Genomic DNA, 13,196 nt, shown 5'->3' on the forward strand with positions numbered 1-13,196 from the left:
GAAAAGGTACAGAATGACAGACCGAGAGTATGCATCAATCTGGATCGAAGAACTGAACCCGCCTTACGTGCGGGTGAACTTCACGTCCTATCCTTGGCAGAACGCGCACCGGATTGCACGGCGGGCAAACAAGCTGGCACAAAACTATTCCCGAGGCTGGCACTGCGCCTACTGCGGGGGCCTCATGCCCGAGTGGAAGCGGATCGACGCCAAGTATTGCAAGGAAGGCTGTCGCAAGATGGCAGCACGAAAACGAAAGGAATATCACCAGTGAAGATAGACGCAATAGGCGGGAAATGGATTGTACTTCCCGAAAGCAGCGATGAGGAAGCGAGGATCAAGTATATGATCCTTCATGGTCGCAGCGGAAAGCTCGAATTCAACATTCCTAAGAAGTTGTCCGGAAACAACTCCGAGACCGAAGCCAGCCCAGACTAGAACCGCTCATCAATCCATGTTTTTGTCCCTTTAAAACCCCTGGTCCATGCTGGCTCCTTGTCGAATTCGACAACCATCAACTTATCATCGTCTTCAAGGTGCTGAGCTAGGTGTGTTTTTACCTGATGCGCCGTGTTCCGGATATCAAGCAACCAAACTGACGCTTGGGTGCGAACTGCTTCTAGCCTTTCCAATTCCTTGATTATCTCATCGTAGCTGTTGCCCTCAACAACATCGTAGGTCACCAGGAAGTAAGCCATAATAAATCTCCAAGTTGAATGGAGTTGAAGCTACGCGTCTCAGTCACGATTCTGCTAGTGGTGCAAATTGGCGCAGGCCAACAGCGTCTACAGTAGAGCGAAATAGATAGCTTAAAATAGGCTGATTTAGGCAACCGTCACCGCTTTTTCCGAGGCGGTCTATGCGGGAAAGGATACGCCCTCCCCTTTCCGTTAAGCAGGAAAGCCAGAGCGCACGGAGGGTTCGCCCCATCGGGCGCAATTCATGCCTGAAAGCAGGCATCAGCACGGCGTGATTGTTCACCCCCCAATGGGGGACGTACCCTAGATTTGACCGAGGGGTGCCGGAAAAGCGCACCATGCGACGGTGGGGATAATTGCATTGCGCTTCGAAGGTTTCTAACGATGGTTGTGCTAAGTAATTTAGGGTAAAAATGCTTCATCGTTTCTGTTCTTTTCTAGCCCTAGGGGCCATTCTATTCGGCGTAAGCGCGTGTGCATCGAAAGAAGAAAGACGTATCGCCAGAATTAGCGAACCGAATGTTGTTGTTCCAAAGGCGGAGTTTACTTCCCAGCAGGTTACGAAACTATTCCTGGATGTCTGCGTGGAACATGTAGACGATCCAAGTTTTGTTCGGAAGAAAGGGAGAGAACTTGGACTAAAAAGATACGAGCGGCCATCACCTGACTTTTATTTTGCTTCGCGCAACACTGATGACGGAGGGCGTGTCAAACTGAATTTTGGAGATAGCACCATACTTTGGCACTCTTCTAATGATGCTGGCAGCTTTGATGTTTTTCACTGTAGCTTTGCGGCGAATGTCAGCGATGCACTCGCTCCACTTTCCGACCAACTATTTAAGGCCCTGTCGGAGGAACCAACATTTTTCGCCGATGATGCGAGATGGAAAAAATCGAGAACTATGGAAGCAACCTCATTGGGCAGAAAGGGCATACTTCGGGTCCGACTTCCCTCGCCGATTATAGGTAGTTCAAGTCTCTGCAAAGGTATTCCTGATTGCAGTTTTGTCGGCGCTCTGAGTTTAGAGTTAGAGGTCCGAAGGTAACGCAATTGGGTTCACCCCACGTTTCGCCTCAGAGGCCCCAAATTGCCCGTCAGGCACATGCACGGCTCTGTGGTCCGCATATCAGGTCTGGCGGGGAACGAAACGCTACCCCTGCAATTCCGGTACGGGTTTCTTGGTTTCTTCGTACCGATCCACCGCAGCTAGGTACTCGTCCAGTTTGCGGCCTTCCTCGGTATCAGGCTCAGATCCCCACAGATACTCTATTTCCCGGAGTGCGGCGCGGTATTCGGTCGGGGTGCGGACAATGGTCATAGCAAAACCTCAACGAAGATAGGAATGCTGGGGGCCTACTTCTTAGCCTAGCTCATAGTGGCCATTTTATGAGCAACCCCTCTCAAGACCAATTCGGGAATCCCCGTAGCGGGCTTTTTCTCAGTCATAAGGGGGCTAGGCCATGTAGCGAATGTAGCGGATGTAGCAGGCCCTAGGCGCTGATTTCGTTTTTCTATGCGCATAGAAGGTTTGTGGGCTTCATGGTTTACAGCGCCGCGCGGGATAGGTAACCCTCACTTTATAGTTTGGGAAGTTTCAGCATTGAAGAAAGCCTTGATAGTCGCTGCCTTGTTCGTTGTGGCCGTACTCACCGCCATTCTTGTACGCAGTGAATTTAAGGCAGATGAAGCGACACGCGAGGCAAACGAAGCTGCCCAGATTACGCAGCTCGCTAAGGAAAACTACGTCAAACACCTCTCCCTTGAGGGCTTGAAGGAACAACAAAACGAAGTTTTGGCGGATTGCATGATTGAGAAACTTACTCCCTTTGGACGGAGACCTATGACATTGGCAACGTCCGAGAGGGACGCAAAAGTTGCCATGCTTGCAGGTGGCCGTAACCTAGTCGATGACGATTGCTTATCCCGGGCGATCAACGAAACAGATTGAATTTCTTTTGGGGAGGAACCCTTTTCCAGCTTAAAGCCAAGGTCGCCGGTTTCATCTATGATACGAACAACTGCACAGCTTCTTAAAGTTACTCATCCTTGGCATGGGAACGCCTCAACATAGGCCTGCCAAACCAGTAAACGGGCAGTTTCGTGCCTAATGGATGGGTTCTTGCTGAGGTACTCAACTGCTACGTCTCGAAGCTGCTCGTTTGAGGCTGTATCTGGGATGCAGTGGCCGAGGAAGTGATTGATAAGGCCGTTTGCATCTTCCGTATTTTCGCTGGAATCCAATTGAGCCAAGACCTGAAAAGCACCGATACTGCGCCCCTCAATAACGCCGATTAGATAGCCAATGCAAAACCCTGCCATTACAGAGTTTTCGCTTCTACAAGCCTCATAGAGTGAGTTACCACTGATTTGCTGAGCTTGTGCCCCAGCCGACACTAAACCGTCGCCGGTTACGAGAGCCGTTAACAGCGCGAGATTGCGGACCAATTTTTGAACTTTTTTCACTGGCCACCCTTTCTCACCAAAACCACGCCCGGCCCATAAGCCGTATCTCCCTCATCCAGGAACTGAACGCCTTGGGCTTCTAGTGCGGCACGGATGGCGTCTATCGCGTTTGTTGACGCAGATATTCTGCCCGCACCTTCAGCTCGTTTGACGGTCGGAACCGAAACGTTCGCTGCTTCTGCCACCTGAACCTGAGACCATCCGATAAGCGCTCTCGCCGCTTGCAGTTGGTTGCCTGTCATTTTACCTCTTGATCCCTTCGGATCAGTGTTTATATTGATCCCTAAGGATCATAACACAATCGGAGGAAACAGCAATGCAAGAACAACGCGCCTGCGCGAATGGGGGAGATATGCCCGGATTAAAGCAACCACCCAGCCGCGTCAGTGAGTATGAAAACCATATAAACGGCGGTTTGCCCCGCTGCGGGGATTCCGTTTACCGGGACAAGATAAAGAAAATTGACTCGCTACGGCAGCAGGACGCGGAGTATTTCGCATCCCTGCCAAGTGATCCCAGAGAGGCGAGAAAGAAGGCTCTGAATCTGCTTGCTGAGATTACCGACACTGACGAAATGTTGGATCAGACCGAGGCGCTGTTAATGGGGATCAGGGGCATTGCCCGCGATGCAATGGACGACAGCTTCTATGAAATGCAAGCTATCCTGACCATTGTTCGGGTGTGCGAAGAACAGGTTTCTAAATCAAAAGCTAACGCTGATTTGGCCCATCGTTTGATTAGAAAATTGGAGGTTTAGAAATCACATTGAGGCCCCAACTGGACAAATCATCAACATTAAACACGGGGCGCAGCATTATCTGCGCCCTTTTCCTTAGTGAGAATTGATATGAGTTATTACAGCGTCAACCGGCACTGGTCGGACCAGTTCTTGCCCGAGATAAAGAGCATCATCGGCAATCACATTATACAAGCTGCACCAGATCCGCTGGACCATTCTCAGGCCACGGATTTGTTGATGCTAGACGCCAAAGACATGCGGATTGCAGCCAGGGTCAGACGTCACGGCTACGCATCAAGATACCCGCACCAGTTCACCATCAGGGCAAAGTTACCTACTGGTGCTGAGACGGAGCTATCCAAGATAGTGAACGGCTATGGCGACTGGATGTTCTACGGCCATGCGGGGCCAGACGGACAATCGATTGTAAGATGGTGGCTGATTGACCTGCGGGCGTTCAGGGCGGCGCTGATACGACACAGGACGGCAGGTTCATTCCTGCACATGGGTGACAAGCGCAACGCAGATGGAACGTGTTTCAAGTGGTTTGATATTCGGTCGTTCCCTAAGGAACCGCCGTTGGTGGTCGCGAGCTCTGAACTGGCCAAGGTGTCTCTGTAAGACAGCAATTCCTGATACAATACGAAAAACAAACGTAGAGCAGGATCGTCACAGATCGTACTCAACTGGGCGTCGAAAAATCTCGTTACCATGCTCGTCTGTCGCGGTCTCAGGCAAGAGATTTCGGAGCATGTGCTCTTCTTGAATCTTGCCTCTTTTGTCAGCCGCAGCCCACAACTCTTTACTATGTGGTCTGAATGGCGGCGCGATTACTTTGATCTTTTTATTGTCGAAAGTATTCCGCAAAAGCCTCACTGGCCCAAGTAAGTCAGAATCATTTGTTACCAAGAAAGCTTGATCAAACAAGTTCAGGTGCGCGTCATTAATCAGATGCATCGCGATGTTAACATCAGATTCTTTCTCTTCGCGTCCTTTGTATTCCGTTTTGCAGTTTTTACAGAAACTTGTCTTAGGCTTAAATTGCCCCTCAATTATGGTAACCCCGACGTATTCCAAAGCATCGGCATAGTTCTTGTGCCTTTTATGCTTCTGAGGATTCCATGTCGGGTATGCGGTAAAGAACTTAACTGCGCCCACTTTGTGAACCGATGGATCGATGAACTCTTCCATCAATGACCAGAGATTTAGCCACTTTAAGTGTGAGCGCGCACCTCGTACCGCACGATTTGCATCCTCGATTGCATGGTAAACATTGAACCCGTCAATATAGGCAATGACCTTCGTCAACTAGACCTCCAGAAATGCGAATGCCGTGAGCATTTTCACGCCCACGGCTTGCGACAGATAAATCTGCCGGGATGCAATAATCCCTATATGAGTCAGGAGAGACTCGCTGTCAAGGAAACTAGTGTCGCAGTTTCTGTTTTTTTATACTGCGTTGGCAACCACTAGGGGCTGACTAACAATGCGGTCGGTCCTCTTTTCAATGAAAACACACGAAAGACGAAATTCGCAGTTTTTGTCCCCTATATGTCCCCCAGAACAACAAGTATACGCCTCCGTCGCTCAACTAAGTGACGCAAGGCATTGCATAAGGTTTTGATATATATTGATAAAAAGTGGTGAGCCGTGCAGGATTCGAACCTGCGACCCACTGATTAAAAGTCAGTTGCTCTACCAACTGAGCTAACGGCCCACTCTTTTGTCTGGATCTTGTTGATCCGTGGCGCTCTCTAAGGCATTTTCCCGACCGGGTTCAAGCCTTTATTTTGCGCCTCGTTTCGCCTTCACTTAACTTGTTTCCGGCGACCCGATAGGCGGCCTAATTAGGCAGGTGGCGCGGGGGGGTCAACCCCTTTTTTCAGGAATCTTCACCGCAGGGTGGATTCCTTTCAAGCGCAGGGTTATATGCGCGCCATGCAACGAATACTGACCTCCGGTTTGCCCTTCATGAAGATGCACGGACTAGGCAATGACTTTGTTATTGTCGATGCGCGCGCGCAAAGTGTTGAGATTATGCCGGCTCTGGCGCGGGGAATCGGGCATCGGCAGTTTGGTGTCGGATTCGACCAGCTGGCGGTGATTGAAAACGGCGAATCGGATGCGCACCTGGTGTTCTACAACGCCGACGGATCGACCTCGGCCGCCTGTGGGAATGCCACGCGCTGTATTGCGCGTTTCCTGATGGAGGAAACCGGCAAACCCGAACTGACACTGACAACCGAACGCGGCACCCTGTACGCACGCGATGCAGGCGAAGGGCTGACCTCGGTCAACATGGGGCCGCCGCAGTTGGACTGGCACGAGATTCCGCTGGCCGAAGAAGTCGAAACGCTGGAGCTGCCGATCGAGGGTGGGCCAACCGCCACCGGAATGGGCAATCCGCACTGTACCTTCTTTGTCGAGGACGCCGAGGCCATCCCTCTGACCGAGTTCGGGGCGCGGTACGAATACCACCCCCTGTACCCCGAGCGCACGAACGTGCAGGTGGCGCAGGTCATCGGCCCAGATCATATCCGCATGCGCGTGTGGGAACGAGGCGTGGGCATCACGCTGGCCTCGGGCTCGTCTTCTTGCGCAACTGCCGTTGCCGCCGCACGGCGCGGCCTCACCGGGCGTAAGGTGCAGATCGACCTGGACGGTGGTACCATCTGGATCGACTGGCGCGAGGATGGCGTCTGGATGACCGGACCCACCTGCCACGTGTTCTCGGGCACTCTGACTCCGGACTTTCTGAGGTCACTGGGATGAGCGCGCCCAAATTCGCTACACTGGGCTGCCGCCTGAACGCCTATGAGACCGAGGCGATGCGGGAACTGTCGCAACAGGCCGGCCTGACCGATGCGGTGGTGGTGAACACCTGCGCCGTGACCGCCGAGGCGGTGCGCAAGGCTCGGCAGGAAATTCGCAAGCTGCGCCGCGAAAATCCCAACGCGCGGCTGATCGTGACCGGCTGTGCCGCGCAAACCGAACCCGAAACCTTTGCCGGAATGGAAGAGGTCGACGCCGTCATCGGCAACACCGAAAAGATGCAGCCCGGCACCTGGAAAGGTATGGCCGCGGATTTCATCGGCCAAACCGAGGCCGTGCAGGTCGACGACATCATGTCGGTCACCGAAACGGCGGGCCACCTGATCGACGGGTTTGGCACCCGCTCGCGCGCTTATGTGCAGGTCCAGAATGGCTGTGACCACCGCTGCACCTTCTGCATCATCCCCTACGGTCGCGGCAACTCGCGCAGCGTTCCTGCGGGCGTGGTGGTGGACCAGATCAAGCGGCTGGTGGATCGCGGTTATAACGAAGTTGTTCTGACCGGGGTCGACCTGACCTCATGGGGCGCCGACCTGCCTGCACAGCCCAAGCTGGGCGATCTGGTGATGCGCATCCTGAAACTGGTGCCGGACCTGCCGCGCCTGCGGATCAGCTCGATCGACTCAATCGAGGTGGATGAGAACCTGATGCAGGCCATCGCCACCGAGCCGCGCCTGATGCCGCATCTGCACCTGTCGCTGCAGCACGGGGATGATCTGATCCTGAAACGAATGAAACGCCGTCATCTGCGCGACGACGCCATCCGTTTCACCGAAGAAGCCCGCAAGCTGCGCCCCGAGATGACCTTTGGCGCTGACATCATCGCGGGCTTTCCGACCGAATCCGAGGCGCATTTCGAAAACTCACTGAAGCTTGTCACCGACTGCGATCTGACCTGGCTGCACGTCTTCCCCTATTCCAAGCGCGACGGCACTCCAGCTGCCCGCATACCGCAGCAGATTAACGGCACCATCATCAAGAACCGGGCCGCCCGGCTCCGCACGGCGGGTGGCGCTCAGGTGGCCAAGCACCTGACCGAGCAGATCGGCAGGACCCATCATATCCTGATGGAAAACCCCAATATGGGCCGCACCGAACAATTCACCGAGGTGTCATTCGGAACCCCTCAGACAGAAGGGCAGATCGTGACCGCCACAATCACTGGCGCCACCAAAACCCAACTCACTGCCTGATTCGCTCTTCATCTGGCCCAAAATACCTCGGAGTTGAATTGGCCGCAGGCCAAGAAGGGGCTGGCCCCTCCCCCCCCAAATAAAAAACCCCCGCAGCCAGTGGCGCGGGGGTTCTTAATTCTAAGGAAGATCAGCGCTTAGTGCTTCTTCTTGCCCTTTACAGCGGCCCACAGGCGCTTGTTGACCAGGTACAGCAGGACCGACAGCAGCGACAGGAAGATCACGCCGACGAAGCCGGAATATTTGCGCTCCATCATCTTCGGTTCGGCCGTCCACATCAGGAAGGCGGCGATGTCCTCGGACATGGCTTCAACCGTGGCCGGGTGACCATCGGTGAACTCGACCTGATCATCCGCCAGCGGGGGTGCCATCGAAATCCAACCACCTGGGAAGGCAGTGTTTTCGTACAGGACCGTGCCGGCCTCTTCCTTTTCGTGACCGGTGTACCCGTCCAGCAGCGAGGCGATGTATTCCGCACCACCCATGCCTTTGATCAGCTGGTTGATACCCAGACCGTAGGGGCCATGAAAACCGGCGCGGGCCTTGGCCATCAGGCTCAGGTCCGGTGCCCCAACGCCGTCATTGGCCGGGAAGTGGTCGGTCGGGATGGCCGGGCGGAAATCGTCCAGCTCAGGATCGAACACTTCGAAGTTGGCCGCCGAATACGCAATAACTTCTTCTTCCGAATAGCCCAGCGCCTCAAGGTCGCGCAGGGGCACGTATCTCAGGCCGTGGCAGGCTGCGCAGACCTCGGTATAAATCTGAAGACCGCGCTGCAGTTGGTTCTGATCCCAAGTTCCGAATGGCCCCTCGAACGAGAAGTGGAAGTCCTCGATATGCTGCTCGCCACCGCCTGCTGCGTAGGACGCAGCAGGAGCAAGGGCCAGAGCAAACGCGGCACCGATTGCAAGTTTCTTGAACATGTTTCCGGTCCCTCTTCTTACTCGGCCGGCGTGGCGTCGGCGTCAGCCTTGCCATAATGCGCGTTGAAGTCTTCTTCGATGGTCTCGGGCTGTGCCAGAGGCTTCTCGATCACACCGAGGATCGGCAGGATCACGAAGAAATAGGCGAACCAGTAGGCGGACGCGATCAGCGAGAAGGTCGCATAGGGCTCTTCCGCGGGCATCGCACCCAGCCACATCAGGGCAAAGAAGTCGATGATCAGCAGGTAGAACCACCATTTGAACATCGGACGGTACTTGCCCGAACGCACGCTCGAGGTGTCCAGCCAGGGCGCCAGGGCCATGGCCAGGATCGCACCGAACATCGCGATCACGCCAAAGAACTTGGCGTCAACAATGCCGCCGGTGATGAAGCTGGCGAACTGTACAACCCAGACCTCACCGGTGAAGGCACGCAGGATCGCGTAGAACGGCAGGAAGTACCACTCAGGCACGATGTGCGCAGGTGTGACCAGCGGGTTGGCTTCGATGTAGTTGTCCGGGTGGCCCAGGTAGTTCGGCATGAAGCCGACAATCGCCCAGAACACGACCAGGATCACGGCCAGCGCGAACAGGTCCTTGATCACGAAGTAGGGCCAGAACGGCAGCGTGTCTTTCTCGGCCTCGGCTTTCGAGCCACGGCGCACTTCAACACCCGTCGGGTTGTTGTTGCCGGTGGTGTGGAAAGCCCAGATGTGCACGATCACCAGCGCCGCGATTACGAACGGCAGCAGGTAGTGCAGCGAGAAGAAGCGGTTCAGCGTGGCGTTGTCCACCGCGGGTCCGCCCAGCAGCCAGGTCTGGATCGCGTCGCCCACAAACGGGATCGCACCAAACAGGCCGGTGATCACGGTCGCACCCCAGAAGGACATCTGACCCCAGGGCAGAACGTAGCCCATGAAGGCAGTGCCCATCATCATCAGGTAGATCAGCATCCCGATGATCCACGTGATTTCACGCGGGGCTTTGTACGAGCCGTAGAACAGGCCGCGGAAGATGTGGATGTAGACCGCAACAAAGAACAGCGACGCGCCATTCATGTGCAGGTAGCGCAGCATATAGCCGCCATTCACGTTGCGCATGATGTGCTCGATGCTGGCGAAGGCCAGATCAACATGCGGGGTGTAGTGCATCACCAGAACGATACCGGTGACGATCTGCAGCGCCAGGCAGAACGCCAGGACGATGCCCCAGATCCACCACCAGTTCAGGTTCTTGGGGGTGGGGATCATGATGGTGTCGTAGATCAGGCCGACGATAGGCAGTCGGCTGTTCAGCCACTTCTCACCGTTTGTCTTCGGCTCGTAATGATCGTGGGGAATTCCGGACATCTGGGTCTCCCTTAGCCGAGCTTGATGGTTGTCGCGTCCACCCATTCAACGGGCGGAACGGGCAGGTTTTCAGGCGCGGGGCCTTTGCGGATACGACCGGCAAGGTCATAGTGCGAACCGTGGCAGGGGCAGAACCAGCCACCGAAATCACCAGCATCGCCCAGAGGTACACAGCCCAGGTGCGTGCAAACGCCCATCTGAACAATCCATGCGCCGGGCGCTTCGCCTTCTGGCGACGGCATCACGCGGTTGGCATCGGTTGCAGGGGCATCGGCGGGCAGGTTGAAGTTGCGCGCCAACGGATCAGGCAGTGCGTCTACGCCTTCAGCGTCCTGCTCCTGAGCCTCTTGAATCTCAGCGCCGGTACGGTGACGGATGAATACAGGCTTGCCCAGCCATTTCACAGTCAGCTGCGTGCCCGGCTCGACACCGCTGACATCCTGGCGAATCGAGGACAGCGCCTGAACGTCTGCCGATGGGTTCATTTGGTTGATCAGGGGCCATACGGCTGCACCCGTCGCAACGACACCTGCGCCGCCAGCGACGTAGTAGAGGAAATCTCTGCGGGTGCCTTCGTTGTCTTCTGCGTGGGACACGAGGTTTTCTCCGATTCCGGCGCCCGCGGTTGCGGGCAAACATGCATCAACACCGCATCAAAGCGGCGTCTCATCGCGGCTATCTAGCCGGGAGAAATCGGTTCGTCCAGCGGTCATAGGCGCGCACTACGCCGCATCTGGGCATTCATGTCACAACGAAGGGGTGAATTTTCAAGTTCTAGGCAGGCTTAAGCGGGGGAATCCGCCAATAATGAGAATTTTCTGTCTATGTGATTCGGTTCAGGTACATCCCGACAGGAACAGACCATCAGGATCAGCTATCCTCCCGTCACAAGCCGCATGACTTGCAAGATTCTGACCTATTTTCGCCATGCAATTTTCCACTTTCGGGAAATTCGTGACCGGGAAAAAACTGAGTTGAAAATAGATATTTTATAGAGCCTTACGCTGGTTTGATTTCGATTGCACTTTTAACGGGAATCTAGGAAGGCCCGATTAATTCCCAACCTCAGCAGGACGCCTTCAATGCAAAAACTCATTCCAACAGTGTTGACCCTTATGATTGCCCTTACGTCACAAGCCTTGGCGGCTGGTGATCCGTCCAAGGGCGAAAAACTCTATAACCGCTGCTCTTCCTGCCATGCGATCATCAAAGATGGTGAGGTTCTGGTCAAAGGCGGCATCACCGGACCGAATCTCTACGGTGTGGTCGGCCGCGTCGCCGGAGCCGAAAATGACTACCGCTATGGCAGCGAGCGCCTGCCTGTCGGAATGTTCACCGATGATATGATCCGCGCCGGCGAAGAGGGTCTGGTCTGGACTGAAGAAACTATCTCTGCCTATTCGCAGGACCCGATCGGGTTCATTCAGGAATATCTGGATGACAAGACCGCGCGCCCGAACATGAGTGTGAAACTGAAAAAAGGCGCCGACGACATCGCCGCCTATCTTGCCACGTTCAGCGCGCCCTGATCGACCATGCGCTGGCCCTGCCTGTCATGGCCAGCGCAGCTGAAACCGGGTCAACCCTCCGGACGGGTCGCTACCATGCTGGGCCGTTCGTTGAAGGCGGCAAACCATTCGCTAAGCGCATCATTGCCTTTGCGCCAATTCCGGGCATCGTGGCGCAAATCCAGATAGCCCAGCGCGCAAGCCACGGCCACCTGCCCCATATCCAGCGGGCCTGACAGATGCGCCATCCAGCGTTGGTTCAGCGCGGCACAGGCCCGTTCGATCTTACCCCATTGCGCATCCAACCACGTATCCCACTGCTTGTCCTCGGGACGCAAGCGCGCTTCGTAGGCCATCCCCACCGCCGAATCCAGAATGCCGTCAGCCATCGCTTCCAGCGTCAGCACATCCCAGCGCCCGGTCCCGTCAGGATACATCCCCACCTTGGCGCGCGTGTCCAAAAAGGCACAGATCACCCGGCTGTCGAACAGTGTCGGGCCATCGGGGCGCTCCAGCGCGGGAATGCGCTGCAGCGGCACTTTACCCTGCAACTCATCGGCCGGAGTCAGCGGGGTGGTGGCAATGGTCATCACCTCGACATCCGCAAGCTGGCCGGTTTCGTGCAGCAAAACCATCACCTTGCGGACATAGGGCGAGGTTGGACTGTGATAAAGTTTCATTCGCGCTCTCCTTGGTTGCAGCGACCTTACAGGACGACCATGGAAACAAAACCCGTCAATTGCCCGGACGCGAACCCCCTTGCAGAAGTGAACGCGTCTTGGCAAATTCCACCTCGTTCTCAGGGCGGGGTGGAATTCCCCACCGGCGGTATGCGGGCCACGACCCGTAAGCCCGCGAGCGGCCCCGGTGCCGGGGTGACAAGCAGATCTGGTGAGAGGCCAGAGCCGACGGTTACAGTCCGGATGAAAGAGAACGTGCAGCGTGCCGGTGATGCGGCGCGTCTGCTCGTGATCGCCTTGGGTGACGTGTCTGTTACGAAAGGAGATCATGATGACACACACCCGCTATGCTTTTGTCAAAGCCAACTGGCATTCCGATATCGTCGACCGCGCGCTGGACGGGTTCCTTGAACTCATCCCTGCCGAACAGGTTGATGTTTTCGACGTCCCCGGTGCGTTCGAAATGCCGCTGATCGCACGCGATCTGGCACAAACCGGCCAATACGCTGCCGTCGCCTGTGCCGCTTTTGTGGTGGATGGGGGCATCTATCGGCACGATTTCGTGGCACAAGCCGTAGTCGACGGCCTGATGCGTGCCGGAATGGATACAGGCGTTCCCGTCCTCTCGGTCTCGCTCACCCCGCACCAATATCAGGAAACCGATCACCACAACGCCATTTACCGCGCGCATTTCGTGGAAAAGGGGCGTGAGGCTGCACAGGCAGCACTGAATATCACTAAAACCCGCGCCACTCTGACCCGTGCGGCATAGGCACACCTGGTTGGGGCGACCCCGCCCCAACCGCAAAT

18 protein-coding genes, 1 tRNA gene and 1 riboswitch are annotated in these 13,196 nt (G+C 55.6%); of the genes, 9 read left to right on the forward strand and 10 right to left on the reverse strand.

Annotation, left to right across the window (positions count from 1 at the left end; genetic code table 11):
• Nucleotides 1-13 precede the first annotated feature (13 nt).
• Nucleotides 14-274 (forward strand): hypothetical protein, encoded by a 261-nt coding sequence (locus tag ACR0IK_RS09600; RefSeq protein WP_480641322.1) that lies wholly within the window; start codon nucleotides 14-16, stop codon nucleotides 272-274.
• A 160-nt stretch (nucleotides 275-434) separates the two neighbouring features.
• Here ACR0IK_RS09600 and ACR0IK_RS09605 read toward each other — a convergent pair whose 3' ends face one another.
• Nucleotides 435-698 (reverse strand): hypothetical protein, encoded by a 264-nt coding sequence (locus ACR0IK_RS09605; RefSeq protein ID WP_480641323.1) that lies wholly within the window; start codon nucleotides 696-698, stop codon nucleotides 435-437.
• Nucleotides 699-1,111: 413 nt separating this feature from the next.
• Here ACR0IK_RS09605 and ACR0IK_RS09610 point away from each other — a divergent pair, with 413 nt between their 5' ends.
• Nucleotides 1,112-1,744: a hypothetical protein gene (locus ACR0IK_RS09610; RefSeq protein WP_480641324.1), complete on the forward strand. Its 633-nt coding sequence runs from the start codon at nucleotides 1,112-1,114 to the stop codon at nucleotides 1,742-1,744.
• 105 nt (nucleotides 1,745-1,849) lie between these two features.
• Here the strand turns inward: ACR0IK_RS09610 and ACR0IK_RS09615 are convergent, their stop codons facing one another.
• The gene (locus tag ACR0IK_RS09615; RefSeq protein WP_480641325.1) at nucleotides 1,850-2,017 is read right to left on the reverse strand and encodes a hypothetical protein; all 168 of its coding nucleotides are present in this window, start codon (nucleotides 2,015-2,017) and stop codon (nucleotides 1,850-1,852) included.
• Between the two features lie 282 nt (nucleotides 2,018-2,299).
• Here ACR0IK_RS09615 and ACR0IK_RS09620 point away from each other — a divergent pair, with 282 nt between their 5' ends.
• Entirely contained in the window at nucleotides 2,300-2,647 is a 348-nt protein-coding gene (locus ACR0IK_RS09620; RefSeq protein WP_480641326.1) for a hypothetical protein, read from the forward strand.
• A gap of 92 nt (nucleotides 2,648-2,739) precedes the next feature.
• On the opposite strand, the gene ACR0IK_RS09625 is transcribed toward ACR0IK_RS09620, so the two are convergent.
• Together ACR0IK_RS09625 and ACR0IK_RS09630 are read right to left on the reverse strand one after the other, a co-directional pair.
• The gene (locus ACR0IK_RS09625; RefSeq protein WP_480641327.1) at nucleotides 2,740-3,162 is read right to left on the reverse strand and encodes a Rap1a/Tai family immunity protein; all 423 of its coding nucleotides are present in this window, start codon (nucleotides 3,160-3,162) and stop codon (nucleotides 2,740-2,742) included.
• Nucleotides 3,159-3,404 (reverse strand): helix-turn-helix domain-containing protein, encoded by a 246-nt coding sequence (locus ACR0IK_RS09630; RefSeq protein WP_480641328.1) that lies wholly within the window; start codon nucleotides 3,402-3,404, stop codon nucleotides 3,159-3,161. Before ACR0IK_RS09630 ends, ACR0IK_RS09625 begins: the two co-directional genes overlap by 4 nt.
• 74 nt (nucleotides 3,405-3,478) lie before the next feature.
• On the opposite strand from ACR0IK_RS09630, the gene ACR0IK_RS09635 reads away from it, so the two are divergent.
• Both ACR0IK_RS09635 and ACR0IK_RS09640 read left to right on the forward strand, forming a co-directional pair.
• Nucleotides 3,479-3,919 carry a hypothetical protein gene (locus ACR0IK_RS09635; RefSeq protein ID WP_480641329.1) on the forward strand — a complete coding sequence of 147 codons (441 nt, stop codon included), beginning with the start codon at nucleotides 3,479-3,481 and terminating at the stop codon, nucleotides 3,917-3,919.
• Nucleotides 3,920-4,009: 90 nt separating this feature from the next.
• Nucleotides 4,010-4,522 carry a hypothetical protein gene (locus tag ACR0IK_RS09640; protein WP_480641330.1) on the forward strand — a complete coding sequence of 171 codons (513 nt, stop codon included), beginning with the start codon at nucleotides 4,010-4,012 and terminating at the stop codon, nucleotides 4,520-4,522.
• A 48-nt stretch (nucleotides 4,523-4,570) separates the two neighbouring features.
• Here the strand turns inward: ACR0IK_RS09640 and ACR0IK_RS09645 are convergent, their stop codons facing one another.
• Complete coding sequence (locus tag ACR0IK_RS09645; protein WP_480641331.1) at nucleotides 4,571-5,209, reverse strand: NYN domain-containing protein; 639 nt, start codon at nucleotides 5,207-5,209, stop codon at nucleotides 4,571-4,573.
• A gap of 333 nt (nucleotides 5,210-5,542) precedes the next feature.
• Nucleotides 5,543-5,618: transfer RNA gene (locus ACR0IK_RS09650), tRNA-Lys, on the reverse strand.
• A 212-nt stretch (nucleotides 5,619-5,830) separates the two neighbouring features.
• Here ACR0IK_RS09650 and dapF point away from each other — a divergent pair.
• A complete protein-coding gene (dapF, locus tag ACR0IK_RS09655; RefSeq protein ID WP_480641332.1) occupies nucleotides 5,831-6,673 on the forward strand; it encodes a diaminopimelate epimerase in 843 nt (280 codons plus the stop codon).
• The gene (gene mtaB, locus ACR0IK_RS09660; RefSeq protein ID WP_480641333.1) at nucleotides 6,670-7,926 is read left to right on the forward strand and encodes a tRNA (N(6)-L-threonylcarbamoyladenosine(37)-C(2))-methylthiotransferase MtaB; all 1,257 of its coding nucleotides are present in this window, start codon (nucleotides 6,670-6,672) and stop codon (nucleotides 7,924-7,926) included. The genes dapF and mtaB overlap by 4 nt, the downstream gene beginning before the upstream one ends.
• A gap of 137 nt (nucleotides 7,927-8,063) precedes the next feature.
• Here mtaB and ACR0IK_RS09665 read toward each other — a convergent pair whose 3' ends face one another.
• From ACR0IK_RS09665 to petA, 3 genes are read right to left on the reverse strand one after another with little or no spacing between them, the layout of a single operon-like run.
• A complete protein-coding gene (locus ACR0IK_RS09665; protein WP_480592203.1) occupies nucleotides 8,064-8,849 on the reverse strand; it encodes a cytochrome c1 in 786 nt (261 codons plus the stop codon).
• A gap of 17 nt (nucleotides 8,850-8,866) precedes the next feature.
• Complete coding sequence (gene petB / locus ACR0IK_RS09670) at nucleotides 8,867-10,198, reverse strand: cytochrome b (protein WP_170405072.1); 1,332 nt, start codon at nucleotides 10,196-10,198, stop codon at nucleotides 8,867-8,869.
• 11 nt (nucleotides 10,199-10,209) lie between these two features.
• Nucleotides 10,210-10,794 (reverse strand): ubiquinol-cytochrome c reductase iron-sulfur subunit, encoded by a 585-nt coding sequence (petA, locus tag ACR0IK_RS09675; protein ID WP_170405069.1) that lies wholly within the window; start codon nucleotides 10,792-10,794, stop codon nucleotides 10,210-10,212.
• A gap of 486 nt (nucleotides 10,795-11,280) precedes the next feature.
• On the opposite strand from petA, the gene ACR0IK_RS09680 reads away from it, so the two are divergent.
• Nucleotides 11,281-11,727, forward strand: a complete 447-nt coding sequence (locus ACR0IK_RS09680; protein WP_480641334.1) for a c-type cytochrome — start codon at nucleotides 11,281-11,283, stop codon at nucleotides 11,725-11,727.
• 50 nt (nucleotides 11,728-11,777) lie between these two features.
• Here ACR0IK_RS09680 and ACR0IK_RS09685 read toward each other — a convergent pair whose 3' ends face one another.
• A complete protein-coding gene (locus ACR0IK_RS09685) occupies nucleotides 11,778-12,386 on the reverse strand; it encodes a glutathione S-transferase (protein ID WP_480641335.1) in 609 nt (202 codons plus the stop codon).
• Nucleotides 12,387-12,497: 111 nt separating this feature from the next.
• Nucleotides 12,498-12,645: riboswitch (FMN riboswitch) on the forward strand.
• Between the two features lie 72 nt (nucleotides 12,646-12,717).
• On the opposite strand from ACR0IK_RS09685, the gene ACR0IK_RS09690 reads away from it, so the two are divergent.
• Nucleotides 12,718-13,158, forward strand: coding sequence for a 6,7-dimethyl-8-ribityllumazine synthase (locus ACR0IK_RS09690; protein ID WP_480592197.1), 441 nt, complete (start codon nucleotides 12,718-12,720; stop codon nucleotides 13,156-13,158).
• Nucleotides 13,159-13,196 lie beyond the last annotated feature (38 nt).

Source organism: Ruegeria sp. BF7 (assembly GCF_056538605.1).

Coding starts and splice junctions, on each gene's coding strand:
- ACR0IK_RS09600 (WP_480641322.1), top strand. CDS start 14: ATGACAGACCGAGAGTATGCATCAATCTGGATCGAAGAACTGAACCCG.
- ACR0IK_RS09605 (WP_480641323.1), bottom strand. CDS start 698: ATGGCTTACTTCCTGGTGACCTACGATGTTGTTGAGGGCAACAGCTAC.
- ACR0IK_RS09610 (WP_480641324.1), top strand. CDS start 1,112: ATGCTTCATCGTTTCTGTTCTTTTCTAGCCCTAGGGGCCATTCTATTC.
- ACR0IK_RS09615 (WP_480641325.1), bottom strand. CDS start 2,017: ATGACCATTGTCCGCACCCCGACCGAATACCGCGCCGCACTCCGGGAA.
- ACR0IK_RS09630 (WP_480641328.1), bottom strand. CDS start 3,404: ATGACAGGCAACCAACTGCAAGCGGCGAGAGCGCTTATCGGATGGTCT.
- ACR0IK_RS09635 (WP_480641329.1), top strand. CDS start 3,479: ATGCAAGAACAACGCGCCTGCGCGAATGGGGGAGATATGCCCGGATTA.
- ACR0IK_RS09640 (WP_480641330.1), top strand. CDS start 4,010: ATGAGTTATTACAGCGTCAACCGGCACTGGTCGGACCAGTTCTTGCCC.
- dapF (WP_480641332.1), top strand. CDS start 5,831: ATGCGCGCCATGCAACGAATACTGACCTCCGGTTTGCCCTTCATGAAG.
- mtaB (WP_480641333.1), top strand. CDS start 6,670: ATGAGCGCGCCCAAATTCGCTACACTGGGCTGCCGCCTGAACGCCTAT.
- ACR0IK_RS09665 (WP_480592203.1), bottom strand. CDS start 8,849: ATGTTCAAGAAACTTGCAATCGGTGCCGCGTTTGCTCTGGCCCTTGCT.
- petB (WP_170405072.1), bottom strand. CDS start 10,198: ATGTCCGGAATTCCCCACGATCATTACGAGCCGAAGACAAACGGTGAG.
- ACR0IK_RS09680 (WP_480641334.1), top strand. CDS start 11,281: ATGCAAAAACTCATTCCAACAGTGTTGACCCTTATGATTGCCCTTACG.
- ACR0IK_RS09685 (WP_480641335.1), bottom strand. CDS start 12,386: ATGAAACTTTATCACAGTCCAACCTCGCCCTATGTCCGCAAGGTGATG.
- ACR0IK_RS09690 (WP_480592197.1), top strand. CDS start 12,718: ATGACACACACCCGCTATGCTTTTGTCAAAGCCAACTGGCATTCCGAT.